The organism is Stutzerimonas kunmingensis (assembly GCF_900114065.1).
Lineage (GTDB): Bacteria > Pseudomonadota > Gammaproteobacteria > Pseudomonadales > Pseudomonadaceae > Stutzerimonas > Stutzerimonas kunmingensis.
In genome coordinates this window covers 1-25,332 of record NZ_FORS01000014.1, presented here as the reverse complement: position 1 = coordinate 25,332, position 25,332 = coordinate 1, and the positions used below count along the sequence as shown (strand labels likewise).

The following is a 25,332-nucleotide window of genomic DNA, read 5'->3' as shown; positions in this document are numbered from 1 at the left end:
TGAGCAGATCTCAGCGTACGCAGACTTTCTCGAACCTGCCCCTCGCTACAAATTACTCAGGTCATCCGCTTTCGTTTGCAATTTAAGCAGTCGCGAGGAGTCGCGGTACCCTTCCGCGTCACAGACGCGCCTCGCTTGTGGTGATTACCAACGGTGCGAAATTTCAAAATTCGAAAAGACGACTCCGAGCCGGTTGGATCAGCCTCGCATCGTCCGTGGAGATATGTCTTGATCTCAAATAGTCATTGGCCGCGCCTAGGGTAAGTCCGATAAGGATTATCTTTCTTGCTCTTCTGGTGCGTGAGTTCTGGCAATCCTTGTCAATATATACGTATTACAAATACCGATGGTCAGTGGTTGGCTTTTTCTTTTCTAAAAGTGCTTGACGAGCAGTGGTTGGAGCTGGATTATTTTATTGCATTGGTTTCAGGTTGCTGTTTTTTGTCCAATACTGAGCGTAGTGGGGCGATGCCATAGGCTTGCATCGATGAATAAGGTACTTAGTTTAATAATGGAGGTTGATGGGGTTGCGCTGCTCGCCTTTTAGACTCAGGCCATATATTAATAGTCAGAACTGACGCTCATTGGGAAACAAGCTTTTCATACTTGGTAGGTTTGTCAAGGTAGGGACGTTTTGCCCAGATTCTGCCTCTAGACATCTATGGCTCAGATAGAGAGATGGTATGGACGATTTAAAGAAAGTATCTCATTTGTTATACGCCCCGGGTGAGGTAATGCCTGGTATCGAGATGTCGTTAGCAGAGGCGTGCGCGCGTGGTTCAGCGGCTGCGTTGCTTGACGAGGTGCCTTTCTGTGTTGTGCGTGACTGGATCTGGATCGATCTCATCGTGCCTGACGCGATACGAGAAACGTTACAGGCGGCCGGGCAACAGCCCGCGATGGTGTATGCCGGCCGCGTGTTGTACGACAGTGCCAACCGTTTCCAAGAGGGTGACTGGGTGCGTACAACACAACTGATTGAGTTTGCCGATGGGTGCATTTTCAGAACGCGCAATACGCGATATGTGCTTGCTGGCCCAGGGGCTCGCAAAAGCGCCGAGCTCACTACTGTGTTGAAGATTTTTTGATGCGTCGTCAGATATTGGCGGGCATGGACGTACCAGACAACCGACACCCCGATGTGCCTTGCGACGTCTGTGGTACCTCCATGCGAGTGCCTGGGTACGGCGAACAGTTCGGTGTGCTGCAAGCGCACTGGGGATACGGCGCGCGACATGACGGTGAGCGTTATCGCGTACGGATGTGTGAAACCTGCTTCTTCATGACCTTGGCGTACCTGCGACAGGAGCGACGCATACATCATTTGTTTGGCGACGCCCCGCAGCATGAAGACTACAAGTTTGGGCGTATTGCTCGAGACGATTATTGGTTGGACAGCTAGCCGTTAGTGGGGGGGCGCAACGAGTTTTGATCCGAATTTGGGTGCTGACGTGATGAGTTCAACTAAACGAAGTATCGACCAAACACGTGATGTATCTGACGCGTTGTCGCGAGCAATGGATATGTGTTTTGGTAGGGAAGTTACGGCGTATCTCACGGACGCTTATTTAATCGCAGGCTGTTGTATCGGCGTGGTTCATCGTCACGTACGGGCGGATGTGTATGGAAGGTTCCAGGACGGTCACCGGGTTCGGACCTCAGATGTACTGAAAGCTCATGAGCAAGGCGGTTTTTGGGCGCTGTTTACCGCCACGGGCAGCTTGTACGTTATTGTGACTTTCAAAGAAGACGGGCGCCTGTCACTGGATTGGCTGTTGGCACAGAGGGCAAAAGGCATACACGCAACCCCGGTAACGATTCAGTGATCCGTTTCTCGTGTCACTACTATAAAACTGAGCCCACGGTCCGTGCTGATGCTCGTAAGTTTATATCCTCTGAGGAAAAGAAGGGCGGGGTGTCATGCAGGTAAAGCGTTGGGGGCAGCTTGATGCGCTTCGTCAACAAATTGGAGAAAGTCGCTGGTTACTTTGCGTGGATCTGGAAGCGACTTGCGATGAATACCCTGCCGGCCTAAACGAGGCGGCCCGGAACGCTCACGTATTGAAGGTCCAGCGCGACGAGATGGAGACGATCGAAATTGGCATCGCGCTGTTGGATGTTCAGTTGGAGTACAGGATTGTCGATCATTTCGGACAGTTTGTCCGACCGCTACTTCGCCCCACGCTAACTGAGTTTTGCACGGGGCTGACCGGCATATCTCAATCTGACGTCGATACTGCAAAGCGTTTCGCGGAGGTACAAGATCAGCTTGGTGACTGGCTGAGGCCGCGAAATACAGAAGGCTGGCGCTGGTGCTCTTGGGGCGATTACGACCGAAACCAGCTGAAGGAGGACGCTTTCAGAGCAGGGGTAGATGTATTGCTGGATCCGGCGCGTCATATCAATCTAAAGAAGTGCTTTTGGAAGATTTTCGCTTGCCGTGCGCTAGGGCTGAAGTGTGCAGTGGAAAACATAGGCCTTTCCTGGGAGGGTGAGCATCACAGGGCCATCGACGATGCGCGTAATCTGGCACGGTTAGCGCAGTTACTGCTCAGCGCGAGGCAACCGACGTAGTAGGGCGGACGGCGCTGTGCCTGCTCATCAATTCTACCCCGTGGCCGCCCGGCTCGCATCGAGCCGCCATCTCACCAGTGCATACGGAACACATCTGGATAACATCATAAAGAGATTCAACATGTAGCTTGGCGTGAGGTATTGGCTGATGCACCCGAATTGCCGATACTGCTAAATGGCCAGCATGCTTGTATAGGGAGTCGAAGCGATGGCAGGGAAGCGTAAGCGCAGCAGCAAGTCTGGCGTATCTGGAGCGATGGTTCTGTGTGCCCTAGTGATTGGGGGGCTAGCTTCCGTTCCCAAGGGTGTTTGGGTTTTCTTGGGCGGAGCACTCATTGTCGGCATAGGCGGGTGGCTAGTAATAAAGGCCTTCAGCAAACCGTCAGTCATGTCTTCGGCAACAACTATGCGGCCACCTCAAGGGGGAACTCGTTCAAGTTCCTCGGACCTCGGCATAAGCACCGGCCTGACGTTTTCATTGGATGAGGTCTCGCCACTAAATGAGCCCTCTGCTCCTGCGCAAGTCTCGGCGTCGCCCCGGCAGGTTTCGGCAAAGCGAGACGACTCTGGCTTTTTTACCGTAACTTTGGAGGCCACTGAGCGGTCTTCCCACCGAATTCCGAGCGCGCCGGCGAACCTGAATAGTGCCAACGTGCGGTGGCTTTCTGCTGGCGAAAGCATCGAAGTGGCGGGCGAAAATATCCCAATTGGTCTGATCTACGTCGGCGAAGATAAAAACAGGCGCAATGGACCTTCGGAACCGTCACTGATCAACCCGAAACTGAAGGTCGCACGGGGCATCGTCGATATATCTGAGCGTCTCACCTCTTACTGGCCCAGTTACGACAGCATCTCTCCTGAGGCCCGCCGCGCATATTTGCAATGGCTATCCAGTGGTCGTAAGGCTCCGCATGCCAACATCGGCTACGTGTTCCTATTCTTCTACGGTCTTGAGCGTAGGGTTTTTGTCGACGCCAAGACGGATCAGGCTGCGGCGGGCGACATACCTATCATAATTGCCGAGGTAGAGCGGCTGCTCTCGATCTATGGCAAGAATAACTCCTTCAATAACTACGCCAGTCGCTTCGTAGACTTCCTCCGCCAAGGCCAAATACTCGCCAGGCGCTATCAAAAGGCGCCGCCGGCACCATTACCTTACGGCTACGAAATGCCTGTAGAGCTGCGTATTGGCCTGGGTCAGTTGGCGGCTGACAAGCAACCAATGCCGGCTGACTGGGCGTTGGCCTGGGTGCTGTCTGATCACAACGTCGGGAAGCGAACACCCGTAACCCGTTGTAAAGAAGCGTTCGCCCAGTTGTTCTGCATGCGCTACGAGGAACGTTATGGCGCCGGTATGGTGCTCCCTCAGAACAAGACCCGTCTGAGACTCCAATACAACACCGCTTCTGCGGGTCTACCACCCCAAGAACTGGATGGCCTATCCGGTATTCCTGACGTCACGGCGACTAGCGCAGCTCGGAAGAAGCTGCAGCAGTTGGTTGACGAATGCACGGTGCAGTTGGAGCCCTACAGTCGTTATCTCGGCCGCAACCCCGACACTCCTGATGCACTAGAAGGGCTGTTACAGCTGCCTGTAAACCTGTGGCCGCCAACAGCTCGAACAGCGCTCGCCGAGCTAAAGCAACGCATCGGCGACGGCATGGTGGTCATGAGCTTCGGTGAGCTGGCAGGACGACTGCAGAGTGCAGGTAGCCTGTCGCGAGAAAAGGTTCTGACGCTCGCCCGCGCGCTGGAGTCTTTACACATCGGTATCGAGCCGGATGTGCTGACAGGCAGCCGAACACCCAAGTCTGAGGACAATGTGGCGCTCTTTGCGACCCAGGCTGACGATGGTGATCTGCGGTCTTCGCCGGCTTATAGCGCCGCCTCTGTTACGTTGGACCTTGCTTGTGCTGTGGCTGCGGCCGATGGTGACACGTCGCCGCAGGAAATTATGCTGCTATCCCAGCATATAGACTCTTGGAGTCACCTGAGCGGTGCTCATCGGAAGCGCCTGAAGGCCCACCTGCGCCTGCAGCTTAACCAGCCACCAACCCTGCAGAGCCTGAAGAAGAAACTGGAGCCCCTGGCCGAGCCGGCGAAGAGGGTTGTGGCGGCTTTTCTCGCTCACTTGGCGCAGGTCGACGGCGAGGTCAGTCCCGCAGAGGTGAAGTTGCTGGAGCGCGTCTACAAGACCCTGCAGCTGGATCCGCAATCGCTGTACAGCGACCTTCATGTGGCCTCCAGTGGCAGCTCCGTTGGCTCATCGCAGACAACGCCTTCCATACCCGGAGCAAGTCCGTCCAAGCCCGTTGGCGGATTTGCTCTGGACCAGGAGCGCATCGCTCAGCTGCAGCGTGAAACGGAACAGGTATCTGCGCTGCTGGCTCAGGTTTTCGTTGACGACAAGCCTGCTGAGCCAGATGACGTAGTTGTGGAAGAGACTGTTGAGGATACTTCCTCCATTTGTGGCTTAGACGCCGATCACTCAGCCTTCCTGCGTGTACTCGTATCCCGTACCGAGTGGTCTCATGACGAGTTGGAGGCCGTTGCAAGCGATATGGAGCTCATGCTCGACGGAGCATTGGAGCAGATCAACGACATGGCATTTGAGCATTTCGATATGCCAGTCACCGAGGGGGAAGACCCCTTCGAAGTCAACCCTGACATTATGGACAAATTACCGCTATGAGCAGCATCAGAGCCAAGGACCGCGATGCGGTCATCCAGTCCCTGCGCGCCGGCGTCGTTCCCCGTGCAGGCCAGCACCTGATTCAAGTGGGGCGTGTCGGGGAGCTGGAAGCACTCATCCGTGATGTGGAGCGCCTCGCGGAAAGCGGTTCCGCGTTCCGCGTAGTGATCGGTGAGTATGGTGCAGGCAAGACATTCTTCCTCAACCTGGTTCGTTCTATCGCGATGGAGCGCAAGCTCGTCACCATGCATGCCGATCTGAACCCAGATCGTCGTCTCCATGCTACTGGTGGCCAGGCTCGCTCGCTGTATGCCGAATTGGCCAAGAATATGTCCACCCGAACTAAGCCTGATGGCGGCGCTCTGCAAGGAATAGTCGAGAAATTCGTGGCACAGGCCAAGACGGAAGCCAAAGCGTCCGGCAAAGACAGTGAGGCTGTGATTCGCGAGCACCTAGACCAACTGACAGAGATGGTCAACGGCTATGACTTTGCTGATGTAATCGCGGCCTATTGCAAAGGCTTCGAAGAGGGTAACGAGCAGCTCAAGGCCGATGCTATCCGCTGGTTGCGTGGCGAGTTCACTACCAAGACAGATGCCCGCACCGCACTGGGGGTGCGAACCATCGTCGACGATGCGTCGGTCTACGATCAGCTCAAGCTGCTTGCTCGATTTGTTCGGTTGGCCGGCTTTAGCGGGTTGATGGTATGTCTCGATGAGCTGGTGAACCTGTACAAACTTTCCAACACCCAAGCTCGTAACGCTAACTACGAGCAGATTCTTCGTATCCTCAATGACTCCCTGCAGGGCTCTGCTGAGGGGCTTGGTTTTGTGTTGGGCGGTACACCCGAATTTCTCATGGATACTCGCCGCGGCCTCTACAGCTATCCGGCGCTGCAGTCGCGTCTGGCTGAAAATAACTTCGCCAAGTCCGGGCTGGTAGATCTGTCCGGCCCTGTCATACGCCTCACTAGTCTGACACCTGAGGATTTCTACGTGCTGCTGCAGAAACTGCGTCATGTATACGCGGCAGGCGTGAACGAGCGCTATTTGCTACCCGACGAAGCATTGCCGCTGTTTATGGCCCACTGCAACCAGCGGATGGGTGAGGCCTACTTCCGTACCCCGCGGACGACCATTACCGCATTCATCAGCCTGCTAGCGGTGTTGGAGCAGAATCCTGACGCTGATTGGCGGACCCTGTTGGGTGCCGTGGAGATTGCACCGGATCGAGGCGGTGAGGCCGATATCCAAGTGGATGCGGACGATGAGCTTGCCACCTTCCAGCTCTGAATCGGTTGGCTTCGAACTCCTTGAACCGCGAATCCAGCGCTGGATATGGACCGAGGGCTGGACCTCCCTACGCGATGCCCAGGAGCGTGCTATCCCTGCGCTCTTGGGGGCCGACCAGGATGTCATCATCGCGGCGGCTACAGCTGCAGGCAAAACCGAAGCCGCGTTTCTGCCCATCCTTACCAATCTCCTGCAGGACACGGAAAAGCCTGGGGCGGTGCTTTACATCAGCCCGCTGAAGGCTCTCATCAATGACCAGTGGGATCGTTTGGCGAGGCTTTGCGATGAGCTTGAGCTTCCTGTCATTGCTTGGCATGGGGATATCTCAGCGAGCCGCAAACATCGCTTCCTCAAGTCCCCGGAAGGCATTCTGTTGATCACGCCGGAGTCGCTCGAAGCTCTGTTCGTGAACAAGGGAACCAGCCTAGCGGGATTGTTTGCCAACCTGCGGTACCTGGTGGTGGATGAGCTCCATGCCTTTATCGGCAGTGAGCGAGGCAAGCAGCTGCAGTCACTCATGCATCGTGTTGAAACAATCATTGATCGCCCCCTGCCCAGGGTTGGTCTTTCCGCCACGTTGGGCGACATGACGCTGGCTGCTGCCTTCTTGCGTCCCAATGCCCCTCATCATGTGTCGGTGATCGAATCCAAGGGTAGCGGCCAGATACTTAAGGCTCAGATCAGAGGGTATGTGGAGTCCAAGAAAGCGCTCCCGGTACAGCCTGAAGGTGACGATGTTTTTTCTCCGGACCATGCCATCGCAGAGCATCTCTTTCAGGTCCTACGCGGCAGCAATAACCTGATCTTCCCCAACAGTCGAACTCAGGTTGAGTGGTTCGCTGACAATCTGCGGCGCCGTTGCGAGCAGAATGGTGTACCGAACGAGTTCTGGCCGCATCACGGCAGTTTGGCGAAGGACATTCGAGAGGAAACCGAGAAAGCGCTGAAAGCCGGTGACCGGCCTGCCACCGCAGTCTGCACTACCACGCTGGAGCTTGGGGTCGATATCGGCAGCATCAAGACGGTAGTGCAGATCGGGGCTCCGCCATCGGTAGCTAGCTTGCGTCAACGCTTGGGGCGATCCGGACGCCGTCCGGGAGAGGCAGCCATTCTCCGAAGTTACTGTAAGGAGCGTCAGCTAGACGATGGCTCGCCCCTGTCGGATCGACTTCGCCAGGGTTTGCTGCAAAGCATCGCGATGATCCGGTTGTTGATGCAGGGCTGGTTCGAGCCTCCTCGTGTTCATGGTCTTCATTTATCGACGCTGGTACAGCAGTGCCTCTCGGTGATAGCCCAGCGGGGTGGAGCTACAGCTGCAGAGCTGTGGAGCACCTTGATACGCAGTGGTCCGTTCACTGGGGTGGAGCAGGGCAGCTTCCTCAGTTTGCTTCGTGCCCTCGGTGAGCGCGATTTGATAACCCAGGAAACATCGGGGCTCCTGCTGCCCGGCGTAGTGGGGGAACGCCTGATCAACCACTACGACTTCTACAGTGCATTTGTCAGTAATGAAGAGTTCCGCCTGGTATGCGATGGGAAACCACTTGGCGCATTGCCCGTCTCCAGGCCATTGACCGTCGATCAGCGGATCATCTTTGCTGGGCGCCGCTGGCGGGTGACGAGCGTGGACACTGAGGCCAAGGTCGTTGTCGTGAGATCCGATCCCGGTGGTGCTCCCCCGTCCTTTGACGGGCTTGGAGCCCGTGTACATGATCGGGTTCGGCAAGAGATGAGGAGCGTCTTGTTGGAGGCGGACGTCTACCCCTATCTTGATACTACGGCACAAGAGCTACTAGCTCAGGCACGTAGCGCTTTTTCGGACCTTGGACTGGCACATTCGAGCATGACCGAAAGCGGAGGTAAGACTTACCTTTTCAGCTGGCGAGGCGATTGGACAAACGATGCCCTAGCCATCTTGTTGACGCACACCGGACTAGCCAGTGAGAACAGCGGGTTTGTCATCGAGGTTGAGGGAGATCGGACGTCGCTTGAAAGCAAGCTGCGTGAGATCGCCGAGTGGGACGGTATTGATGAATCCGCTGTTCTGGCGGACGTACAGAACATGGCTCAAGAAAAATGGGATTGGGTGCTTCCGCCAGCATTACTCATGCAGTCTTACGCCACGATGCATTTGGACTTGGGTGGAGCAAAGGCCTTGGCATTGGCTCTAGTGAGCCAGCCTGCGGAGACGGCCTGAATCTAGCTTATTTGTGTGGTGCCTGCTTTGTTGAAAGCCGACTTTGGTTCATCTGCTGTAGATGAACCGTAATCCGATTGTTCGGGTACTTTAGTTGCGGGTAGTAGAGCGTCCTGCTGCTTGTAAAGTGATTCTGAACCGCCCCGGTTTCGTATACGCGTTCTAGGCTCAATATCGGGCCTCAGTTCACCTCCGCTTCTGGCCGAAAGCGGCCGTAGTCACGACAGCCAGTAACTGACGAATTCCTTGGCGCGGCCGGGCGGGGCCTTGTTGAACTGGCGGCTCAGCGGCGCCTTCAGTCTTCGCCTTAAGGCTAGTGCTCAACAAAAGTGACGCCTCAGAAATGAGAGCAAGGCTGGAAAATAAGCCACCGGCTCTTCATAAAATGGCATATGACTGCTATTGAGGAATACATGCACTTCCGCATGGGGCGCGGCCAGTTTCATGCGCAGGGCGCAGGCGGGGGTGAGTTCGTCGTGCTGGCCGGTGGTGATGAGGATGGGCATGCGGAACTCCCCCATTTCCTTCAGTCGGTTCCAGTCGCGCAGGTTGCCGATGTAAAGGAACTCGTTCGGTCCCTGCATGGTTTGGTAAGGTCCCATGTTCCAGTCGTCCAGCGAACGTTTCACCGGGGCCGGCCATTCCTCGAGGCGGCACACGTGACGGTAGTTCAGCAGGGTGACCGCGGCCTGGTACTCGGGGTGATCGGTGGTCCCCTTCGCTTCGTGGCGCTGCATCATCGCCACGGTTTCGCTGCCCAGTGCCGCGCGCAGCCGGCCGAGCTCCTGGGACAGGTGCGGAATGTCCGCCACGGTGTTTTCCAGAATCAGCGTCTTCACCGCCTGCGGGTAATGGATGCTGTATTCGATGGAGAGCCAGCCACCCCAGGAATGCCCGAGCAGGTGCACCCGGCCGAGGCCGAGGGCCTTGCGTACGGTTTCCACTTCCTCTACGTAGCGGGCAATGGTCCACAGCGCCGGGTCTTCCGGGCGGTCCGCCTTGCCGGTACCGAGCTGATCGAAGGCGACGATGCGCAGGCCCTCTTCCTTCAGCCAGGCGTGGGCGTCGCGCAGGTAGTCGCAGGGCAGGCCTGGCCCGCCGTTGAGGCACAGCAGGACCTCGTCGCCACTGCCGTAGCTGTAGGCCGCCACCTCGTGGCCATCCACCTGAACCCGCTGTACGAAGTCAGGTTGCAGTTCTGGTATCTCGAATTTCTCCAGCATGGTCGTCTCCGTACGGAGGCCGCGACTCATCGAGCACTTCCCCGGACGGGGGCTCGAGCGGCCTGCGAAGGGAGCAAAGCAAGTTCCGCACCCGCTTCCATGCCCCAGCGGCTAATGGCGTCGAACGATGACCTTGTGCTGGCTCAGGGCGCTGGCGAGCTTGCCGGTCGGCTGCTCGTCGGTGACCAGGTAATCCACCTGCTGCCAGCTGGCATAACGAGCCGGGAAGGTCGCGTCGAACTTCGAATGATCGGCCACCACCAGCGTGCTACCCGAGCGCTGCAGCATGGTGCTGTAGACCACCCCGCAGTCGATCAGCGCGTCGGTCGGACCTTCGGCGGACAGGCCGCTGGCGCCGAGCACGGCGAAATCGGCAGTCAGGCCGTTGAGAAAGGCCACCGTGTGGGCGCCGACCATGGCGCCTTCGGTTGCGTGATAGTCCCCTGGCACAACGATGACCCGAATGGTCGGGTTGATCGACAGTACCGTGGCAACCCCGAAGGAATGGGTGATCACGGTAATGTCCTTCATCGCCGTCGCGATGCGGCGAGCCACATGCAAGGTGGTTGAGCCGGAGCCGATCATCAGAATGCGCGCGTCCTTCATCAGCTCCACCGCCACCCGGGCGATCTGTTCGCGCTCGGGGCCGAACAGTCGGTGACGTTCAGTGACCGAGGGCTCACTGGTGATGGCTCGCACCGCGCCGCCATAGGTACGGTTCAGGTGGCCGCAACGGGTTAGCTCGTCGAGGTCTCGGCGTATGGTTTCACTGGATACGCCATGCAGCCTAGCCAGGTCGGCGATACGCAGGCTGGGGGTGTTGTTGAGCTCGGCGAGAATCTCAGCCTGGCGGGCGGTCTTGGCTCTGGACATTACGCGCGTGGTTCCTTGTCGACATCGGCCGGGATGTGGTGAATGCCACAAAATGGTGAAGCGGACATGGTAATGCAGTCTTTTGGCGCAGACCACGCTAACTCCTAAAGGGCTGGAGCAATTGAAGGTAGTGCGACATTTTAATGTGGTGACCGCTAAATTAAATTTGTGGTTATCTATTCAAAATGTTGTACTTCTCGCATCACTCCAAGGGGGCGACAATGCTTTATCAATCGGATTTTCTCGAAAGACTGGAGGCCGGGCTGCGCGTCCTGCTTCCTGAGTGGGAGATGGCACCGGACGCTGCGCTGAAGCTTCTGACCATTTCCGAGAATGCCACCTACCTTGCCGAGGATGTGGCCGGTCGGCGACTGGTACTGCGGGTGCAGCGCCCGGAGTACCACAGTCTCGCCGAAATCGAATCGGAATTGGCCTGGATCCGGGCGCTGCGGGAGTCGGGGCTGGTCAGCACATCGGCGCCGGTAGCCACGGTTGATGGACGGGCCCTGAGCTGTTTCGTCGATGGCCAGACCCTTCGGCATGTCACGGCCTTCGAGTGGGTGCCGGGCAGTGAGCCGGAGCCAGGATCGCGGCTGATCAGCTGGTACCGGGTCCTCGGCCAGACCAATGCGCGCCTGCACCAGCACAGCCTGAGCTGGCCTCAGCCCCAAGGCTTTACGCGCAAGGTCTGGAACTTCGACACCATCATTGGCGAGCAGGCGTACTGGGGCGATTGGCGCAATGCGTTGGGACTGACAGCGGAAGGGCGGGAGGTACTCGAGCGCACCCAGGCGCTGTTGCGCGAGCAGACTGAAGCTTATGGCATGGCGCCGGAGCGGTTTGGGCTGGTGCACTGCGACATGCGCCTGGCCAACCTGCTGGTGGATGGTGAGCGGCTCACGGTGATCGATTTCGACGACTGTGGCTTTAGCTGGTTTGTCTACGACTTTGCCGCCTGCCTCAGTTTTCTCGAGGAAGACCCGCGGGTAGGCGAGTTTCTCGCTGCCTGGCTCGAAGGCTATCGCAGCGTGACGCCTCTCTCCGAGGAGGACGAGCGAGCCATTCCGATGTTTCTCATGTTGCGCCGCATGCAGCTGACCGCCTGGGTCGCCAGCCATTCGGAAACGCCTACCGCGCAGTCCATGGGCGAGGACTACACCCGGGGCACGGTGGCCCTGGCTCAACGCTATCTTGACACCCACAGCGGGGACATCCCATGACCGAACCCAAACAGATCCTTGCCCTGAACCGCTTCGACGCTGGACGCGCCACCGCGCTGGGCGGCCGGCTGGGTACGCTGCTTGAGAAGCGCCGGCGTTGTTTTGGCGCCTCCTCGGTGCTGTTCTACGAGCAGCCTTTGGAGATCGCCCGGGCCGAGGGGGTGTTCATGTACGACACCGCCGGCAGGCCCTATCTGGATGTTTACAACAATGTCCCGGTGCTCGGGCATTGCCATCCGGCGGTGGTGGAGGCCATCAGCGAGCAGGCTGCCCGGCTGAATACCAACACGCGCTATCTCTACGAGAGCCTGACGGACTACGCCGAAACCCTGCTCGGCACCTTTCCCCCGGCGCTATCGAACCTGCTGCTGACCTGCACCGGCAGCGAGGCCAACGACATCGCCATGCGCATTGCCCGCTCTGCGACAGGCGGCAGTGGTTTCGTGGTGACCGAGACGGCCTACCACGGCAACACAAGCGCGGTGATGGAAATTTCCCCCTCGTCTTACCGCAAGGGGCGCGAGCTGCCCCCGCATATCCGCACAATTCCGGCACCAGACAGCTTCCGCCTGGCGCCGGGGGAGGAAGTTGGCGAGGTATTCGCTTCGCATCTGGAGCAGGCCATTGCCGACCTCCAGCGCAATGACATCCGCTTCGCCGGGTTGGTGGTCGACACCATCTTCTCCAGCGATGGCGTGTTTGCCGATCCACCGGGCTTTCTGGCCAAGGCGGTGGAGGCGGTGCATCGCGCCGGCGGGCTGTTTATCGCCGACGAGGTGCAGCCGGGCTTCGGCCGGACCGGCCAGGGGCACTGGTGCTTCCAGCGCCACGGCGTCGATCCGGATGTGGTGACCCTCGGCAAGCCTATGGGTAACGGCTTTCCCATGGGCGGCGTGGTGACCCGGCCGGAGCTGCTCGATGGCTTCTGCGCCGAGACCGGCTACTTCAACACCTTCGCCGGCAACCCGGTGGCGGCGGCGGCCGGCCAGGCGGTGCTGGACACCCTGGAACGGGAGGGGCTGATCGCCAATGCCGACAGGGTCGGTCGCTACCTGCGCGACGGCCTGAAGCGGATGGGGCAGAGCGATGCGCGGATTGGCGACGTGCGTGGAGCCGGGCTGTTCATCGGGCTGGAGTTCGTCAGCAAAAACGCCACGCCGGATGCCGCCCTGGCGGGGTTCGTCATCAATGCGATGAAGGAGCGGGGCGTGCTGATCGGTGCCGCCGGCGCCTATGGCAACGTACTGAAGATCCGCCCGGCGCTATGCTTCAGCGAGGCCAATGCCGATCAGTTCCTGACCACCCTGCAGGAGGTGCTGCGCCAGGGGTGACCCGCGCCGGCGCGCTCCTAGGGGACGGGCTTGGCCGTGAACCGGACTCCGGCTCCGACTGTGGAGTCCAGGGCATGAAAAAGGCGGACCGGGTCCGCCTTTTTCAGTTTCAGCTGCCTCGTTTCAGCCCAGCGCCTCGGAGGATTCCGGCAGGACTTGGCCGCCGTCGACGACAATGGTCTGCCCGGTGATAAAGCCGGCCTCGCGGCTGGCGAAAAAGAGCACGGCGTTGGCGATGTCCTCGACCTTGCCCAGCCGGCCGGAGGGGATCGAGGCGGCCATTTTTGCAGCGTATTCCTCGCCCATGCCTTCCAGCCCCTCGGTGGCGATGTTGCCCGGCATCACCGCGTTAACGGTGATGCTGGCGTGGGCCAGTTCGATCGCCGCGGTGCGCATGAAGCCCAGCTGGCCGGCCTTGCTGGCGCCGTAGTGGGACCAGCCTGGGAAGCCGGTGATCGGTCCGGTGATCGAGGAGGTGAGGATGATCCTGCCAAAGCCCTGCTTTTCCATCACCGGTGTGACCGCGCGGGTGCAGAGAAAGGCGCTGCGCAGGTTGGTGTGGATCACATGGTCGAAATCCTCCACCGTCATCTCGGCAATGCGGGCGGAGGGGAAGATCCCTGCGTTGGCGGCCAGCACGTCCACCGATCCGTAGCGCTCGACGGCCGCATCGACCATCGCCTGGCAGTCGGCCTGCTGGCTGACGTCAGCGGCGAAGCCCGAGGCCAGCGGGCCAATTTCCTCGGCCACCTTGCGGGCGTCTTCCAGCGAGCGTGACACCACCAGCACATTCAGTCCGGCCTCGCCGAAGCGACGGGCGATGCCGCGGCCGATGCCCCGGCTGGCGCCTGTGACGATTACCGTCTTTTTTTGTAGTGATTCAAACATTTCTATCTCCTGTTACGGACGGCCTGCAATGCCTCCTGTGGTCCAGTTAGCAATATGCGGACCAGGCATTCACCTTAGTAAAGATGGGTATTCCAGCCGGGTTTAGCCCAGCGGGAGGGCGCTAAGACCCCCATTTTGGGGCGCCTCGCGTCATGTTGGTGCTTGCCAAAAAAAATGTTGAACTCGCCTCGTATCTGGTTTTAACTCGCCCTCGTTGTCTTTCACTTCAAGACAGGCGAGGACGAATCATGAAGGGCGTATCGAGAAGGGAACTGTTGAAGCTGATGGGGATGGGCGCCGGTGCGGCAGCCCTCGGTGGCGGCTCGTTGCTGATGAGCTCCAGTGCCTTTGCTGCGCGGGAGAAGGAGCTGAACATCCTTTGCTGGGAGGGTTACAACTCGGCACAGGTGCTCGATCCGTTCCGCCGTTCGACCGGTGCCAATGTGCGCGCCGAGTCCCTGACCAACGACCCGACCATGATCAACCGGCTGCGCGCCGGTGAGACCAACGTCTGGGACCTGATCAACGTGAACAACCCCTGGGCGCGCAAGGTGATGTTGCCCGAGGGCCTGATCAAGCCGCTGCCGCGGGCCGAGTTCGAGCCCTATTTCGAGGACATGCTGCCCCAGTTCAAGTCGCCGTATCAGTGGGCGATGAGCGCCGACGGCAACGAGCTGCTGGGTATGGCACAGCGTTTCGGTCCGTTCAACTACGTGGTCAATACCGACCGGATCAGCCGCGCGACGGCCGAAGACACCGGCTGGGACCTGTTCAACGATAAGGCCCTGAGCGGCAAGTACGGCATCCAGGAGTCGGATGACTGGAACGTCTTCGATATATTCCTGGTGGCCGGGATCAACCCCTTCATCGAGCACACGCCGGCGCAGATGGCGAAGTTCCAGGAAACCGCCAATGCGGTGTTCAAGGGCGCGAAGATGATCGGCGACGCTTCCAGCCTCAATCAGGCAATGATCTCCGGCGAAATTGACCTGTACATGACCGGCGGCACCTACAGCTGCTCGCCGGCGCGGGCCGACGGCTTCCCGGAAATCCGCGGCATCACCCCGCTGCGCGGTCCGGTGGATGGCAAGGGGGGCGTGTCCTGGGTGGAGATCACCTCGCTGGTGAACAACCCCAACCTCTCGCCGCTGGCCAACGACTTCCTCAAGTACGTGCAGGACCCGGAGATCGCCCATCGCGTGGCTTTCGCCGAGGGCACCTTCAACCCGGTCAGCCAGATGGGCAATCCCGAGTGCTTCAAGCTGTTCACCAAGGACGAGCTCGCCGCCATCCAGTGGGACAGCCTGGGCGAGGAAATGAAGCGCTGCGTGGCCTACGACATCGTGCCGGAGTTCGACGAGGCTCTGGGAATGATCTCCGCGGCCAAGCGGATGCGTTGATATGGTTCAGTCAGGGCAGGCATCAATGAACAGCTCGACGATCGACAACGTCGCGAAACAGCCACTACCCGTGCTGCAACTGGTGGATGTGCAGAAGAAGTTCGGTGATTTCACGGCGGTGAAGAACATCTCGCTGGATGTACTGGAAGGTGAGTTCCTGACGATCGTCGGGCCGTCCGGTTCCGGCAAGACCACGATGCTGCGTATGCTGGCGGGCATGGAGGCCCCCAGCAGCGGCAACATCACCCTGCGCGGGGAGGCGATCAACAACCTGCCCGCCCAGCGCCGGCCAACCTGTCTGGTGTTCCAGTCCCTTGCGCTGTTTCCCCACAAGACGGTGGGGGAAAACATCGAGTTTCCATTGAAGGTGAAGAAGGTGCCGAAGGCTGAGCGCAGGGCCCGGGCGCTGGGACTGCTGCGGATGCTGCGGCTGCCGGAGAACTACTACGACAAGAACGTCACGAAGTGCTCCGGCGGCGAGCGTCAGCGGGTGGCGCTGGCCCGCGCCTTTGCCTACGACCCGGACGTACTGCTGTTCGACGAGCCGCTCTCGGCGCTGGACTACAAGCTGAAGAAGGTGCTGGAGAAGGAGCTGAAGGATCTGCACCGGGAAAGCGGTAAGACCTTCATCTACATTACCCACTCGCTGGAGGAGGCGATGGTGATGTCCGATCGCATCGCCGTGATGCGATCGGGGCAGATCATTCAGGTAGGGTCGCCGGAGGAGATCTACGCGCACCCGGCCGACGAGTTCGTCGCCGAATTCTTTGGCGAGGTCAACAAATTCCCGGTCAGCCTGGAAGCCGAGCGGGGCTGGTACAGCGCCGGCCTCGATCGTCCGCTCCGCCTCGATCTGCCGGCCGAACTGCAGGGCGCGACGGCCGCCACCGTGGTGGTGCGCCCGGAATACATGCAGTTCGCCGGTTCGGAGGACGAATTCGACAACGTAATCCGCGGCACGGTGTTTAACGAGTACTCGCTCGGCTCGCGCGTGCAATACCAGATCCGCTGCGGCGACCGCAGCGTGCTGCTGGAAAACCCGCGCACCTTTACCCGCGACCGGGCCCGTGACGAGCAGGTGCTCATCGGCTGGAACGCGGCGGACGCCATCGTTGCAGGAGCCTGACTATGGATGCTGTTTCGGGGCGCGGCCTCTCCATTGGCGCCCGCTACGCCAGTCCGCTGGTGATCTTTCTGCTGCTGGGCTTTCTCGCCCCGCTGGTGACGGTGGTGGCCTTCGCCTTCGCCGAGCCGAAAAGCTTCGAGGTGTTCCGCACCTTCACCTTGGAAAACTTCGCCGCCGTGCTGGATCCGTCCAACACGGTGTGGCGCTCGTTCGTCTGGTCGCTGGTGCTGGCCGCGCTCTGCGTGGCTGTGCTAGCGGTCATCGCCTATCCTATCGCCTACGGGCTCAACCGGGTGTTTGGCCGCTTCGCCCCGCTGATCAGCGTGCTATTCGTGTTCCCCCTGTTCGTCTCGGAGAACGTGCGGCTCTACGGCTGGGTGCAGTTCTTCATTAAGAACGGCGTGCTCGACGGCGTGCTTAAGGCGTTCGATCTGGGCCGCGCGCCCGATGTGCTCTACAGCCCGGGACTGACCCTGTTCGGCATGGTCTATGTGTATCTGCCCTTCATGCTGTTCCCCATCACCCTGGGGCTGGCCATGGTGCCGCGGGATCTGGTGGATGCGGCGAAGGATCTGGGCGCCGGCCGGCTGATGGTCTGGCGCGAGGTCGAGCTGCCGCTGGCGATGCCGGGCATCCTCATCGGCATGTTGCTGACCTTCGTGCTCGCCGTGGGCGCGGTGGCCGAGGCAAGAATTCTCGGCGGGCAGTCGGTGATCACTGTGGTTCACGACATCGAGGTGGCCTTCACCTACGCGCAGAACTGGCCGCTGGGCGCCGCGCTGGCGGTACTGCTGGTGCTGATTATCGGCAGTCTGACGCTCTTCGTGCTGACGCGCCTGGACCTTGATCGAGTGTTAGGGAAACGTTGAGATGAGAAATCAGGCACAAATCCGTTCCGACTTTCTGGTGTGCTGCTGGACGGGCTTCGTACTCGTGGCCATTTACCTGCCGATCATCTGCAGCGCGCTGGCCGGGCTGTCGACGAGTCGCTACTTCCTGTTCCCAGTACGGGAATACTCGCTGAGCTGGTGGCAGCGCACGGTCGATTCGTTTGAGGTACAGATCCTCGTGCAGAACTCGCTGAAGATCGCCCTGCTGGTGACGCTGATTTCGGTAGTGCTGGCCTTCTTCGGCGCGCTGGCCTTCGCCCGCTACGACTGGAAGGGCCGCAAGCTGTACCAGAAGCTGCTGCTACTGCCGATCTTCTTTCCGCAGACTGTGCTGGGCCTGGCCCTGCTGCTGTGGATGAACGCGCTGGGCCTCAGTCCGAGCTGGAAGACCGCGGTGATCGCCCATCTAGTGTGGATCGTGCCGGTGGTGACCTTGGTCATCGCCATCCAAGTCTACAACTATGACCCGAGCCTGGAGGAGGCCGCCAGCGATCTGGGCGCCGGCAAGCTGTTCATCTTCCGCGAAATCACCCTGCCGCTGCTGTGGCCGGGGATCTGGTCGGGGGCGTTGTTCGCCTTCCTGCTGTCCTGGGGTAACTTCCCGCTGTCGCTGTACACCTCCGGGGCCGACTCGACCGTGCCCAAGTGGTTGTACTCGAAGATGGTCGCCGGCTATACACCGATGGTGCCTGCGCTAGGCACTATGAGCACCCTGGCTGCGGCGGCGCTATTGCTGCTCGGCGGGGTAATCATCGCGACGCTTCGCCGACGCAAGTAGAGATCGCCTTAGCTTATCGGAGCAAATGGGCTGCGGAGCATTGGTGCAGTCTTGAACCTACCTCAAGCTTGCGCCGTTTTCACCGGGGCGCAGGCGCTGTTTTCTGACCGATGCGGCACGTTTATCGGCGCATCATTGGCCGCTCTCGGCTATATGAGAGCAAGCGCCAAGGAAAGGTTAATCTCCAAACTGCTGAGGATGCTGCTTTAGATCAAAAGCCGTCATTGTTGAATATCTACTTTGGTTGAGAGCTTTCCGGTCGGCAATGTCTGCTTTTTTGGCCGATATCGAACCGTGGTTTGTCCGATCTAGATGAACCCTAGTCATGGGTTGTTCGGCGCAAGCGGCCGGTCGTACCCCTTCCCGAGATAGTGCTTCCTTTGCTCCCGATCCTTGCATCGCCATACTAGGGCCCACTTGAAGGGCCCGCCATCTTCATTGACGGTCTCTGGAGCATTCAAACGTTTACCAAGGACGAATCGCATGTACGACCTGATCGGGGACATTCATGGTTACGCGTCGGCGCTCAAACGCCTCCTACGCAAATTGGGGTATCAGGAGCGGGAAGGCACCTGGCAGCATGTTGAGCGCAAGGTGATTTTCCTCGGCGACTTCGTTGATCGCGGCCCCGAGCAAGTTGAAACCGTCCAGATCGCTCGTCGCATGGTCGAGGCGGGCCACGCGCTGGCCGTCATGGGCAACCATGAATTCAATGCGGTTGCCTGGGCTACGCCTTGCGCTGAACGAACTGGGGAGTTCCTACGTGTTCACTCGGATAAGAACCGCGAGCAGCACGACGCCTTCCTTGTCCAGATCGGCGAGGGCTCCCATCAGCACCTGGACACGATCGAGTGGTTCAAAACGCTGCCCCTCTATTTGGATCTCGGCGGCCTGCGCGTCATTCATGCCTGCTGGCATCCCCGACAGATTGAGGCGCTGGCATCTCACCTGGATGTGCACGCACGGATTCGCTCAGGCTCCTGGTCGGCTGTATGCACCGAGGGCAGTGAAGCCTTTGATGCCGTGGAAATCCTCCTGAAGGGAATGGAGATTCCCTTACCGTCGGGTTTGCATTTCAAGGACAAGTACGGGCATCGGCGCTCCCGTACTCGCACGCGCTGGTGGCAGGAGGGTGAGCAGCTGACCTATCGTGATCTGGCGATGGTCCCGCCTTCCATTATCGATCAGATCCCCCACGAGCCGGTGCCTGCCGATCTGCAGCCCGGCTACGACGGCAGCAAGCCGCTGTTCATCGGCCATTACTGGATGACTGGCACGCCCACCCTGATAACCGATCAGATTGCTTGTCTGGATTACAGCATCGCAGGCGAAGATCCCGGCCGCGCCAAACTCTGTGCCTACCGCTGGAGTGGTGAAGGCAAACTGTCGGAGAAGAACTTCGTTTGGGTCGGACGCGAAACCTGACAAGGCCTCGTCTTGTTTCGCAGGGAGCACATCAGCGGCGGCTTAGCCTACCGTCGAGTTTTCCGTGGGCGGCCTCGCGTGAATGGTAAGCGTCTTTCTGGTCAGTGATAGATCAATCCGGGTCAGCTCGAACGGATTGCCGTCAAAAGTCATAACTGTAAGAAAGTCGCCCGTCGTGGGGTCAATTAGCGAGCTGATCTCCTGCGGCTGCATCCTTCGTTCGGCGATCCAGGGATCGCTCTGTTCAAACTTCACCCGAACCTTGATCGTGCCCGTCTCGGAAAAGGTGAGCAGATATTCTTTGCACCAATGAGCACCAATCTCGTTGTGGTATTGGTCCACAATCTCTGCGGCACGGTGATCGGTGGGAATCTCTACTAGGGCTAGGACGTGCGACAGATCGCGGCCGGCCGTCAGCTCTATGCCGAACCAGTCTTGCAACGCTTTATGCAGTGCCTGAGCAAGTGTGTATCCATTCTCCATATACGACACTGCACCCGCTGCGACCCGGCCATACTCGTCAAAGCAAGCGTTCTCCGCGCAACAGGTGTGCATTGGATCGGTTTCGAACAAAGCCCTTGAAATCGTATTAGGCGTAGGCAATGGGTGCATGAGCATTCCGTCCGGTGATGTCTGTCCGCCATTACAACCGAGCTGCCATAGAAGTGAAAACGCTTTTTCGCAGCATCATCGAACTCCCGTCAAGTTCATTGACGTGTTCAGAAGTGATTCAGATTGCAGCCGCCCCGGCTGCGGCGGAGAGTTGCTAACCACGTGCGATGGCACTCGGCTGAGCTTGGTTATGACGGAAACAGCTTACGATATCGAGGGAAGGCGGCGGATACAGCAATAGGTACCGGAAGCGACCATGCCAGCCGCAAAACGGATCCCGGATCACCCAATCGATACGAACCAAACCGTTGCCCATCCAACCTAGAGCAATCGCATCAATCTTGCCTGGGCATCCCATCTGTTGCGGAGTCTGGGCTAGGCTATCTTCAGCTTTTTCAATAACGCAATGGTCGCCCGCGTAGCCGCCGTTCCGTCGACTGCAGTATCTTGGACGCGGAGCACCATTTTCACTGGTGGTTTGTCATCGGTCTGTATTACGGCCATGGCCGCGAACCCGCACATACCGAGTGGATAGTGTGACCCTTTATCGCATCGCAACAGATCTATCGGTCCCTAAGATCGCGGCGATGGGCAAACGGTTATGTGCTGTCTGCGAAAAGCCGAAGGCTTTGGTCAAGAGCCTACAGCAGCGAATTGATTCAGGACGATGATGATAATGTCAGGGATGCCGTGTGCTCAGGGATAAGCCTGTTGAGCATCCGCCCGCACAGGCGCACTCAGTTAAATCATCGCGTAGCACCAGCAGAAAAAGCTGCAGCATTGGCCATCAGCCAATAGCCTCCTTGCCCTAAGCATCGGAGGCGTTCCGCTCAATGTAGACCGCATGAATGCTCGACCAAATAGTCGGTGAAAGTTTAAAACCACCGCAAGCGAGCCTACTTCGGTTCATCCTTGGCCAACGAACCAAAGTCCGGAATGCGATATAGAAAGAATAGAGTTTTTGCACCTTTGCAAAATTTGGCTTTGGGGTTATATAAAAATAATGTTCTGGTTGTTGTTTTTTTGTTTTCGTATTTGCAATAATTGATTGTGTGACATGTGTCGCGTAAATAATAAGAAGAAGAATAGCATGAATGCAGAGACTCAAAGAGCCTACATCAGTTTGGCCAGTAACTTCTATGCGACTCGAATGCAGGGCGTTGAGCTTGATGAGCTCAATATTATTGGTGCTTTGCTACGAGCTGCCCCCGATTACCGTCCCGATTATTACCGGCGCTTACGTAACGCTTTGGCGTTTGATCAAAAGCATCGAGGCAATTTCTGGGCTGCCCAAGAAATCAATCGGACGCTCAATCCGGTCACTGTGTTGAATCTGCCGCGAAAGAAAAAGCAGCGACGTCCGCAAAAGCTTTCTACCCCTGATTTTGAGGCCTGGCTGCGATGTCTAGCTGAACGAGATATGCCTGTCGAAGCGGGAGCTTTAATGGTGATATCTCTTACCGGAGCGCGCCCTTGCGAGCTTAATGGCATTTTTATCGATGGTCGGCGCATCCATATATCCGGTGCAAAGCTTAGTCACGACGGTTTACGCGGCGCTAGCCGAACGCTTGAGGCTGACGATGGCGTCTGTAAAATCTTGAGAAATGCTCTCGCTGCTTTTAAATGTCAGCCCCGCAGTATGGATTCAATACGCGTTGCACTTAATCAAGTGGCCACTGAGCTATTCGGTAGTCGAAAAGTGCCGAGCATGTACACGCTTCGTCATCAATTTGGAGCGAATTTGAAAGCCTCAGGTTTTTCTGAGATTGAGATGGCATACGTCATGGGGCACCAAGCTACCGATTCGATTAGCCGGTACGGAGATAAAAGACTTGGACGAGCAGAAGCGGTTAAGGTTAAGCCCGCAAGTGATGCTGATCTATCCAAGGTGAGAAAAACGGTGCCTGCGCGAATGCGTGGGGTCGCTCTAGCTCTCAGCGATAAGCGAGACTTGGGTCGTAGGTCTGAGGTCGCTGACGGCTGAGGTGATGTGATTCGTCTATTGGTTTGGTCATTTGTAAGCGCTCCATAAACCCCGCCTTCAACTGAGCTAGCCGTTTCCGGATGCTGGGCTCCCTGTTTTACCCAGTGGAGCTCATTCCATGATGCGTCCCGACGCCAAGGTGCAGAAGGTCTACCTCTATCCCAAGCCCGTCGGCTTTCGCAAATCCATCAACGGTCTGGCCGCCCTGGTCGAGCTGAATATCAAGGTGGAGCGCTTACGGTCATTTCAGCGGACAACCCGGCTAAAGTCCTCTAGCGCTCATGCAGCTCCAGAGCAGCCCGCGACCGCTGAGTGATCTCATCTCGCAGCCCTTGTGGCTTATGAACCTGAATAGCCCCTGCGTGAGATAACACCCACCACTTCAGCTCCCAGCTGTCATTCACCGTAGCGGTCAGTTTTGAGCCGTCATCCTCTGCAACCAGCAGCATGTCATGTGAAATGGGGGCTTCTTGCAGAAGGCGGGCAAGGCTTTCGCTCACCCAGGCTTCAAGCTGAATCTTCTCGTGTGTACCAAACTGCATGGCGCCGCTATCGACATAGTCCTGCAAATTAAATCCGTCGGGTTTGCAGCTGGCACTTGCGAGCAGGCGCGCTTCTTCGAAACGGTGAACAACGAATTGGCGGATGTCGTCGAAGGGTTCGGCGGTGGCAATGAGGTAGGTGGTGTGTGCTCGCTGTACAAGACCCAAGGGGTTAAGTGTGAAGTTGTGGAACTGATTTTTGTGGGCTGAGTAGTAGCGGCAGCTGAGCTGGATGTCGTTCATCAATGCTTGCTGAATAATTTCCAAGAGGTCGGCTTTGATATCGGGAGGGGTCTGGGAGAGTTCTGGCTGTACGCTTGCCACCTTGTCCAGCCAACGAGCTGAAGGATTTTCTTCGCTCATGGCTTCCAGCTTTTGCCGGGCCAGGTTGAAGCGCGGCTCTAGTGTTTTAAGCATAAAGGTCGGAATCAATGGCCTGATGCTGTCTTCCACCAGTCGCAAGGTAAGAGCTTCGCTAAGTGAGATGCCAGGAAGCTCGGCACTTTTGCCGGGCATCCAGTGCCAGCCGTAGGGCATGCCTTTGCTGTTGCATTGCAGTGGGAAAAGCCTGGAAAGCTCGACGAGGTCACGTTCGATGGTGCGCTTGGTGGTCGGGTGCCCTGCGTCACTGAGTAGGCTTTGCAACTCAAGCGTTGTGATACCCGGACCCTTGGGTGGCAGCAGCTTGAGCAGTTCCCATTGGCGGGTCAGTGTGCTGCGACTGGTGGCTGATGGCACGGCGTTCATCCATAAAATCGGCTGCATGCCAGCATCATGATGTGCCCAATCGCTTCAATCAACGTTGGGGCGGTGGGCCCACACAAAAATCAGCGCGATCTGGAGGGGTGTCACTGCGCAGCAAATCAGCCAGCTCTAATTTAGGTCGCGGCATCGTCTGCGGCTGTGAATCCGAGATGAGCTGCTGGCCGGCCCCTAGGAAAAATTCTGTTGAGGCCGTCAGCATCAAGCTGATGTCGTTTTGGTTTTCGTCGTTCTCGCCCAGCTCCCCGCTAAAAAACGCTTCACTAAATGCGCTGCAGATTTGCGTAGTTGTCGCCTCCAGCTCTTTTAAAATTTGATATACTTCCCCAGCAACCGCTCTGCAGCGCCTTCGAAATCATCGGCGTTATAGGCTTGGCATGTTCCCGCCGCTGCATCAACCATTTCGCACTCCTGCCTTGCCGCTTAACTGATCTGCTTTGTTGGGTGTTTGAAGATGACCTTGGGGCAACGTTCTACCACTCAGCAAAACCAATCGCTCTCATGGTCGTGGCGGTTTTTAAGCTGCTTTCGGCCAGTAACGCATCAACCACCTGATTGGCATTGGTGAATGGTTGGAAGCGTGCACGTCGTGCGACTAGTGCAAAGTCACCTGGGGTCAGGCAGCTTTGCCGAAGTAGTCTGGCGAGCTTAAGGCTATCTGGCTTTTTCAGTCCCATTTGCCGCAGGTACCGTCGAAGCAGGTTGGTGATTTGTTCAGCGCCGAGGTAGTCGAAATTGATTTTCAAATCGAAGCGTCGCAATGAGGCTTCGTCGAGGTTTTCCATCAGGTTCGTGGAGGCTATAAACAGTCCGCGATAGCTCTCCATCTGCGTCAGCATTTCGTTTACCGCGCTTACTTCCCAGCTGTGGCGTGCTTTTCGACGGTCTTGCAGAAAACTATCAACTTCGTCCAAGAGCAATACAGCATCATCATCAGTAGCTTGCTCAAATGCTCGGGCGAAGTTCTGTTCGGTCATGCCGACGTAGGGCGAGATGAGATCGGATGCCCGGCGAGTCAGAAGCGGCTTACCGAGTTGAATCGCCAGCCAATGACCAAAGGCGGTCTTGCCTGTGCCCGGTGGGCCGTAAAAGCACAGACGCGCCTCGCCATGATTGCGCAACCCGGTAAGCAGTTCGTCGAGAGGCATGTTGGTATTCGCCAGGTCTGGGCTGTAGAACTCAGGCAATGCCTGCAAACGATTTTGCCCTAGGTGTTGGCGCTGATGGAAAATTGACCCACCCTGCCGATTGAAATTTGACCCAGGGCGGATTGCTGATTTTGTTACCAGCAACTGTGGATAAGTCTACCAGCGCAGCTGCTGTTGCCCCCACTCCTTCGCTAGCCCAGTTCAGTTGTTTAAGACCTGCCACACGCAGCCATGTAGCAGGCCGTCGTCGCCATGAAATCAGAACGGCTCATCGTCCTCCGGTTCCTGGCTGCCCTTACGCTTTCGCTCCCGTGATTTGATCTTGGCCTGGGCCGCCAAGCTACTGTGTTGCAGGCGATAGGACTCGTTACCGGTTTC

General features: G+C 58.1%; 20 protein-coding genes and 2 pseudogenes. 15 read left to right on the top strand and 7 right to left on the bottom strand.

What is annotated here, in order from left to right; translation table 11 throughout:
* Nucleotides 1-683 precede the first annotated feature (683 nt).
* From BM275_RS20635 to BM275_RS20605, 6 genes are all read left to right on the top strand, one after another.
* Entirely contained in the window at nt 684-1,088 is a 405-nt protein-coding gene (locus BM275_RS20635; protein WP_049326336.1) for a DUF6957 family protein, read from the top strand.
* Nucleotides 1,088-1,402 (top strand): hypothetical protein, encoded by a 315-nt coding sequence (locus tag BM275_RS22500; protein ID WP_003291462.1) that lies wholly within the window; start codon nt 1,088-1,090, stop codon nt 1,400-1,402. The genes BM275_RS20635 and BM275_RS22500 overlap by 1 nt, the downstream gene beginning before the upstream one ends.
* Nucleotides 1,403-1,920: 518 nt before the next feature.
* Nucleotides 1,921-2,574 carry a 3'-5' exonuclease gene (locus BM275_RS20620; protein WP_015275829.1) on the top strand — a complete coding sequence of 218 codons (654 nt, stop codon included), beginning with the start codon at nt 1,921-1,923 and terminating at the stop codon, nt 2,572-2,574.
* 208 nt (nt 2,575-2,782) lie between these two features.
* Entirely contained in the window at nt 2,783-5,266 is a 2,484-nt protein-coding gene (locus BM275_RS20615) for a tellurite resistance TerB family protein (protein WP_036998076.1), read from the top strand.
* Nucleotides 5,263-6,558: an ATP-binding protein gene (locus tag BM275_RS20610; protein WP_003291459.1), complete on the top strand. Its 1,296-nt coding sequence runs from the start codon at nt 5,263-5,265 to the stop codon at nt 6,556-6,558. The genes BM275_RS20615 and BM275_RS20610 overlap by 4 nt, the downstream gene beginning before the upstream one ends.
* Nucleotides 6,533-8,752, top strand: coding sequence for a DEAD/DEAH box helicase (locus tag BM275_RS20605; RefSeq protein ID WP_015275831.1), 2,220 nt, complete (start codon nt 6,533-6,535; stop codon nt 8,750-8,752). Before BM275_RS20610 ends, BM275_RS20605 begins: the two co-directional genes overlap by 26 nt.
* Nucleotides 8,753-9,072: 320 nt before the next feature.
* Here the strand turns inward: BM275_RS20605 and BM275_RS20600 are convergent, their stop codons facing one another.
* Nucleotides 9,073-9,975, bottom strand: a complete 903-nt coding sequence (locus BM275_RS20600; protein ID WP_058147394.1) for a proline iminopeptidase-family hydrolase — start codon at nt 9,973-9,975, stop codon at nt 9,073-9,075.
* Nucleotides 9,976-10,086: 111 nt separating this feature from the next.
* A complete protein-coding gene (locus BM275_RS20595) occupies nt 10,087-10,848 on the bottom strand; it encodes a DeoR/GlpR family DNA-binding transcription regulator (RefSeq protein WP_042909940.1) in 762 nt (253 codons plus the stop codon).
* A gap of 221 nt (nt 10,849-11,069) precedes the next feature.
* Here BM275_RS20595 and BM275_RS20590 point away from each other — a divergent pair, with 221 nt between their 5' ends.
* Together BM275_RS20590 and BM275_RS20585 are read left to right on the top strand one after the other, a co-directional pair.
* A complete protein-coding gene (locus BM275_RS20590) occupies nt 11,070-12,068 on the top strand; it encodes a phosphotransferase enzyme family protein (protein ID WP_090523288.1) in 999 nt (332 codons plus the stop codon).
* Nucleotides 12,065-13,399 (top strand): aspartate aminotransferase family protein, encoded by a 1,335-nt coding sequence (locus BM275_RS20585; RefSeq protein ID WP_042909941.1) that lies wholly within the window; start codon nt 12,065-12,067, stop codon nt 13,397-13,399. Before BM275_RS20590 ends, BM275_RS20585 begins: the two co-directional genes overlap by 4 nt.
* Before the next feature lie 123 nt (nt 13,400-13,522).
* Here the strand turns inward: BM275_RS20585 and fabG are convergent, their stop codons facing one another.
* On the bottom strand, nt 13,523-14,287 hold the full coding sequence (gene fabG / locus BM275_RS20580; protein ID WP_042909943.1) for a 3-oxoacyl-ACP reductase FabG: 765 nt from the start codon (nt 14,285-14,287) through the stop codon (nt 13,523-13,525).
* Nucleotides 14,288-14,535: 248 nt separating this feature from the next.
* Between fabG and BM275_RS20575 the strand changes: the two genes are divergently transcribed.
* From BM275_RS20575 to BM275_RS20555, 5 genes are all read left to right on the top strand, one after another.
* Complete coding sequence (locus tag BM275_RS20575; RefSeq protein WP_139229595.1) at nt 14,536-15,687, top strand: ABC transporter substrate-binding protein; 1,152 nt, start codon at nt 14,536-14,538, stop codon at nt 15,685-15,687.
* 70 nt (nt 15,688-15,757) lie between these two features.
* Nucleotides 15,758-16,813 carry an ABC transporter ATP-binding protein gene (locus tag BM275_RS20570; protein ID WP_208607491.1) on the top strand — a complete coding sequence of 352 codons (1,056 nt, stop codon included), beginning with the start codon at nt 15,758-15,760 and terminating at the stop codon, nt 16,811-16,813.
* 2 nt (nt 16,814-16,815) lie between these two features.
* Nucleotides 16,816-17,682: an ABC transporter permease gene (locus BM275_RS20565; protein WP_042909948.1), complete on the top strand. Its 867-nt coding sequence runs from the start codon at nt 16,816-16,818 to the stop codon at nt 17,680-17,682.
* Nucleotide 17,683: 1 nt separating this feature from the next.
* The gene (locus tag BM275_RS20560) at nt 17,684-18,481 is read left to right on the top strand and encodes an ABC transporter permease (RefSeq protein WP_042909949.1); all 798 of its coding nucleotides are present in this window, start codon (nt 17,684-17,686) and stop codon (nt 18,479-18,481) included.
* Between the two features lie 483 nt (nt 18,482-18,964).
* Nucleotides 18,965-19,906: a metallophosphoesterase gene (locus BM275_RS20555; protein WP_042909950.1), complete on the top strand. Its 942-nt coding sequence runs from the start codon at nt 18,965-18,967 to the stop codon at nt 19,904-19,906.
* A gap of 42 nt (nt 19,907-19,948) precedes the next feature.
* Here BM275_RS20555 and BM275_RS20550 read toward each other — a convergent pair whose 3' ends face one another.
* Complete coding sequence (locus BM275_RS20550) at nt 19,949-20,518, bottom strand: hypothetical protein (RefSeq protein WP_128654865.1); 570 nt, start codon at nt 20,516-20,518, stop codon at nt 19,949-19,951.
* Between the two features lie 1,090 nt (nt 20,519-21,608).
* Here BM275_RS20550 and BM275_RS20545 point away from each other — a divergent pair.
* The gene (locus tag BM275_RS20545) at nt 21,609-22,502 is read left to right on the top strand and encodes a site-specific integrase (protein WP_090523285.1); all 894 of its coding nucleotides are present in this window, start codon (nt 21,609-21,611) and stop codon (nt 22,500-22,502) included.
* Between the two features lie 118 nt (nt 22,503-22,620).
* A complete protein-coding gene (locus tag BM275_RS22495) occupies nt 22,621-22,818 on the top strand; it encodes a hypothetical protein (protein ID WP_011914486.1) in 198 nt (65 codons plus the stop codon).
* On the opposite strand, the gene BM275_RS20535 is transcribed toward BM275_RS22495, so the two are convergent.
* The 3 genes and pseudogenes from BM275_RS20535 to BM275_RS22165 form a co-directional block, all read right to left on the bottom strand.
* A complete protein-coding gene (locus tag BM275_RS20535) occupies nt 22,775-23,809 on the bottom strand; it encodes a helix-turn-helix transcriptional regulator (protein WP_090523282.1) in 1,035 nt (344 codons plus the stop codon). The two genes, BM275_RS22495 and BM275_RS20535, sit on opposite strands and share 44 nt — an antisense overlap.
* 470 nt (nt 23,810-24,279) lie before the next feature.
* Nucleotides 24,280-25,017 (bottom strand): annotated as a pseudogene (locus tag BM275_RS20525) (ATP-binding protein); the annotation flags it as partial.
* A gap of 195 nt (nt 25,018-25,212) precedes the next feature.
* Nucleotides 25,213-25,332 (bottom strand): annotated as a pseudogene (locus tag BM275_RS22165) (AAA family ATPase); the annotation flags it as partial.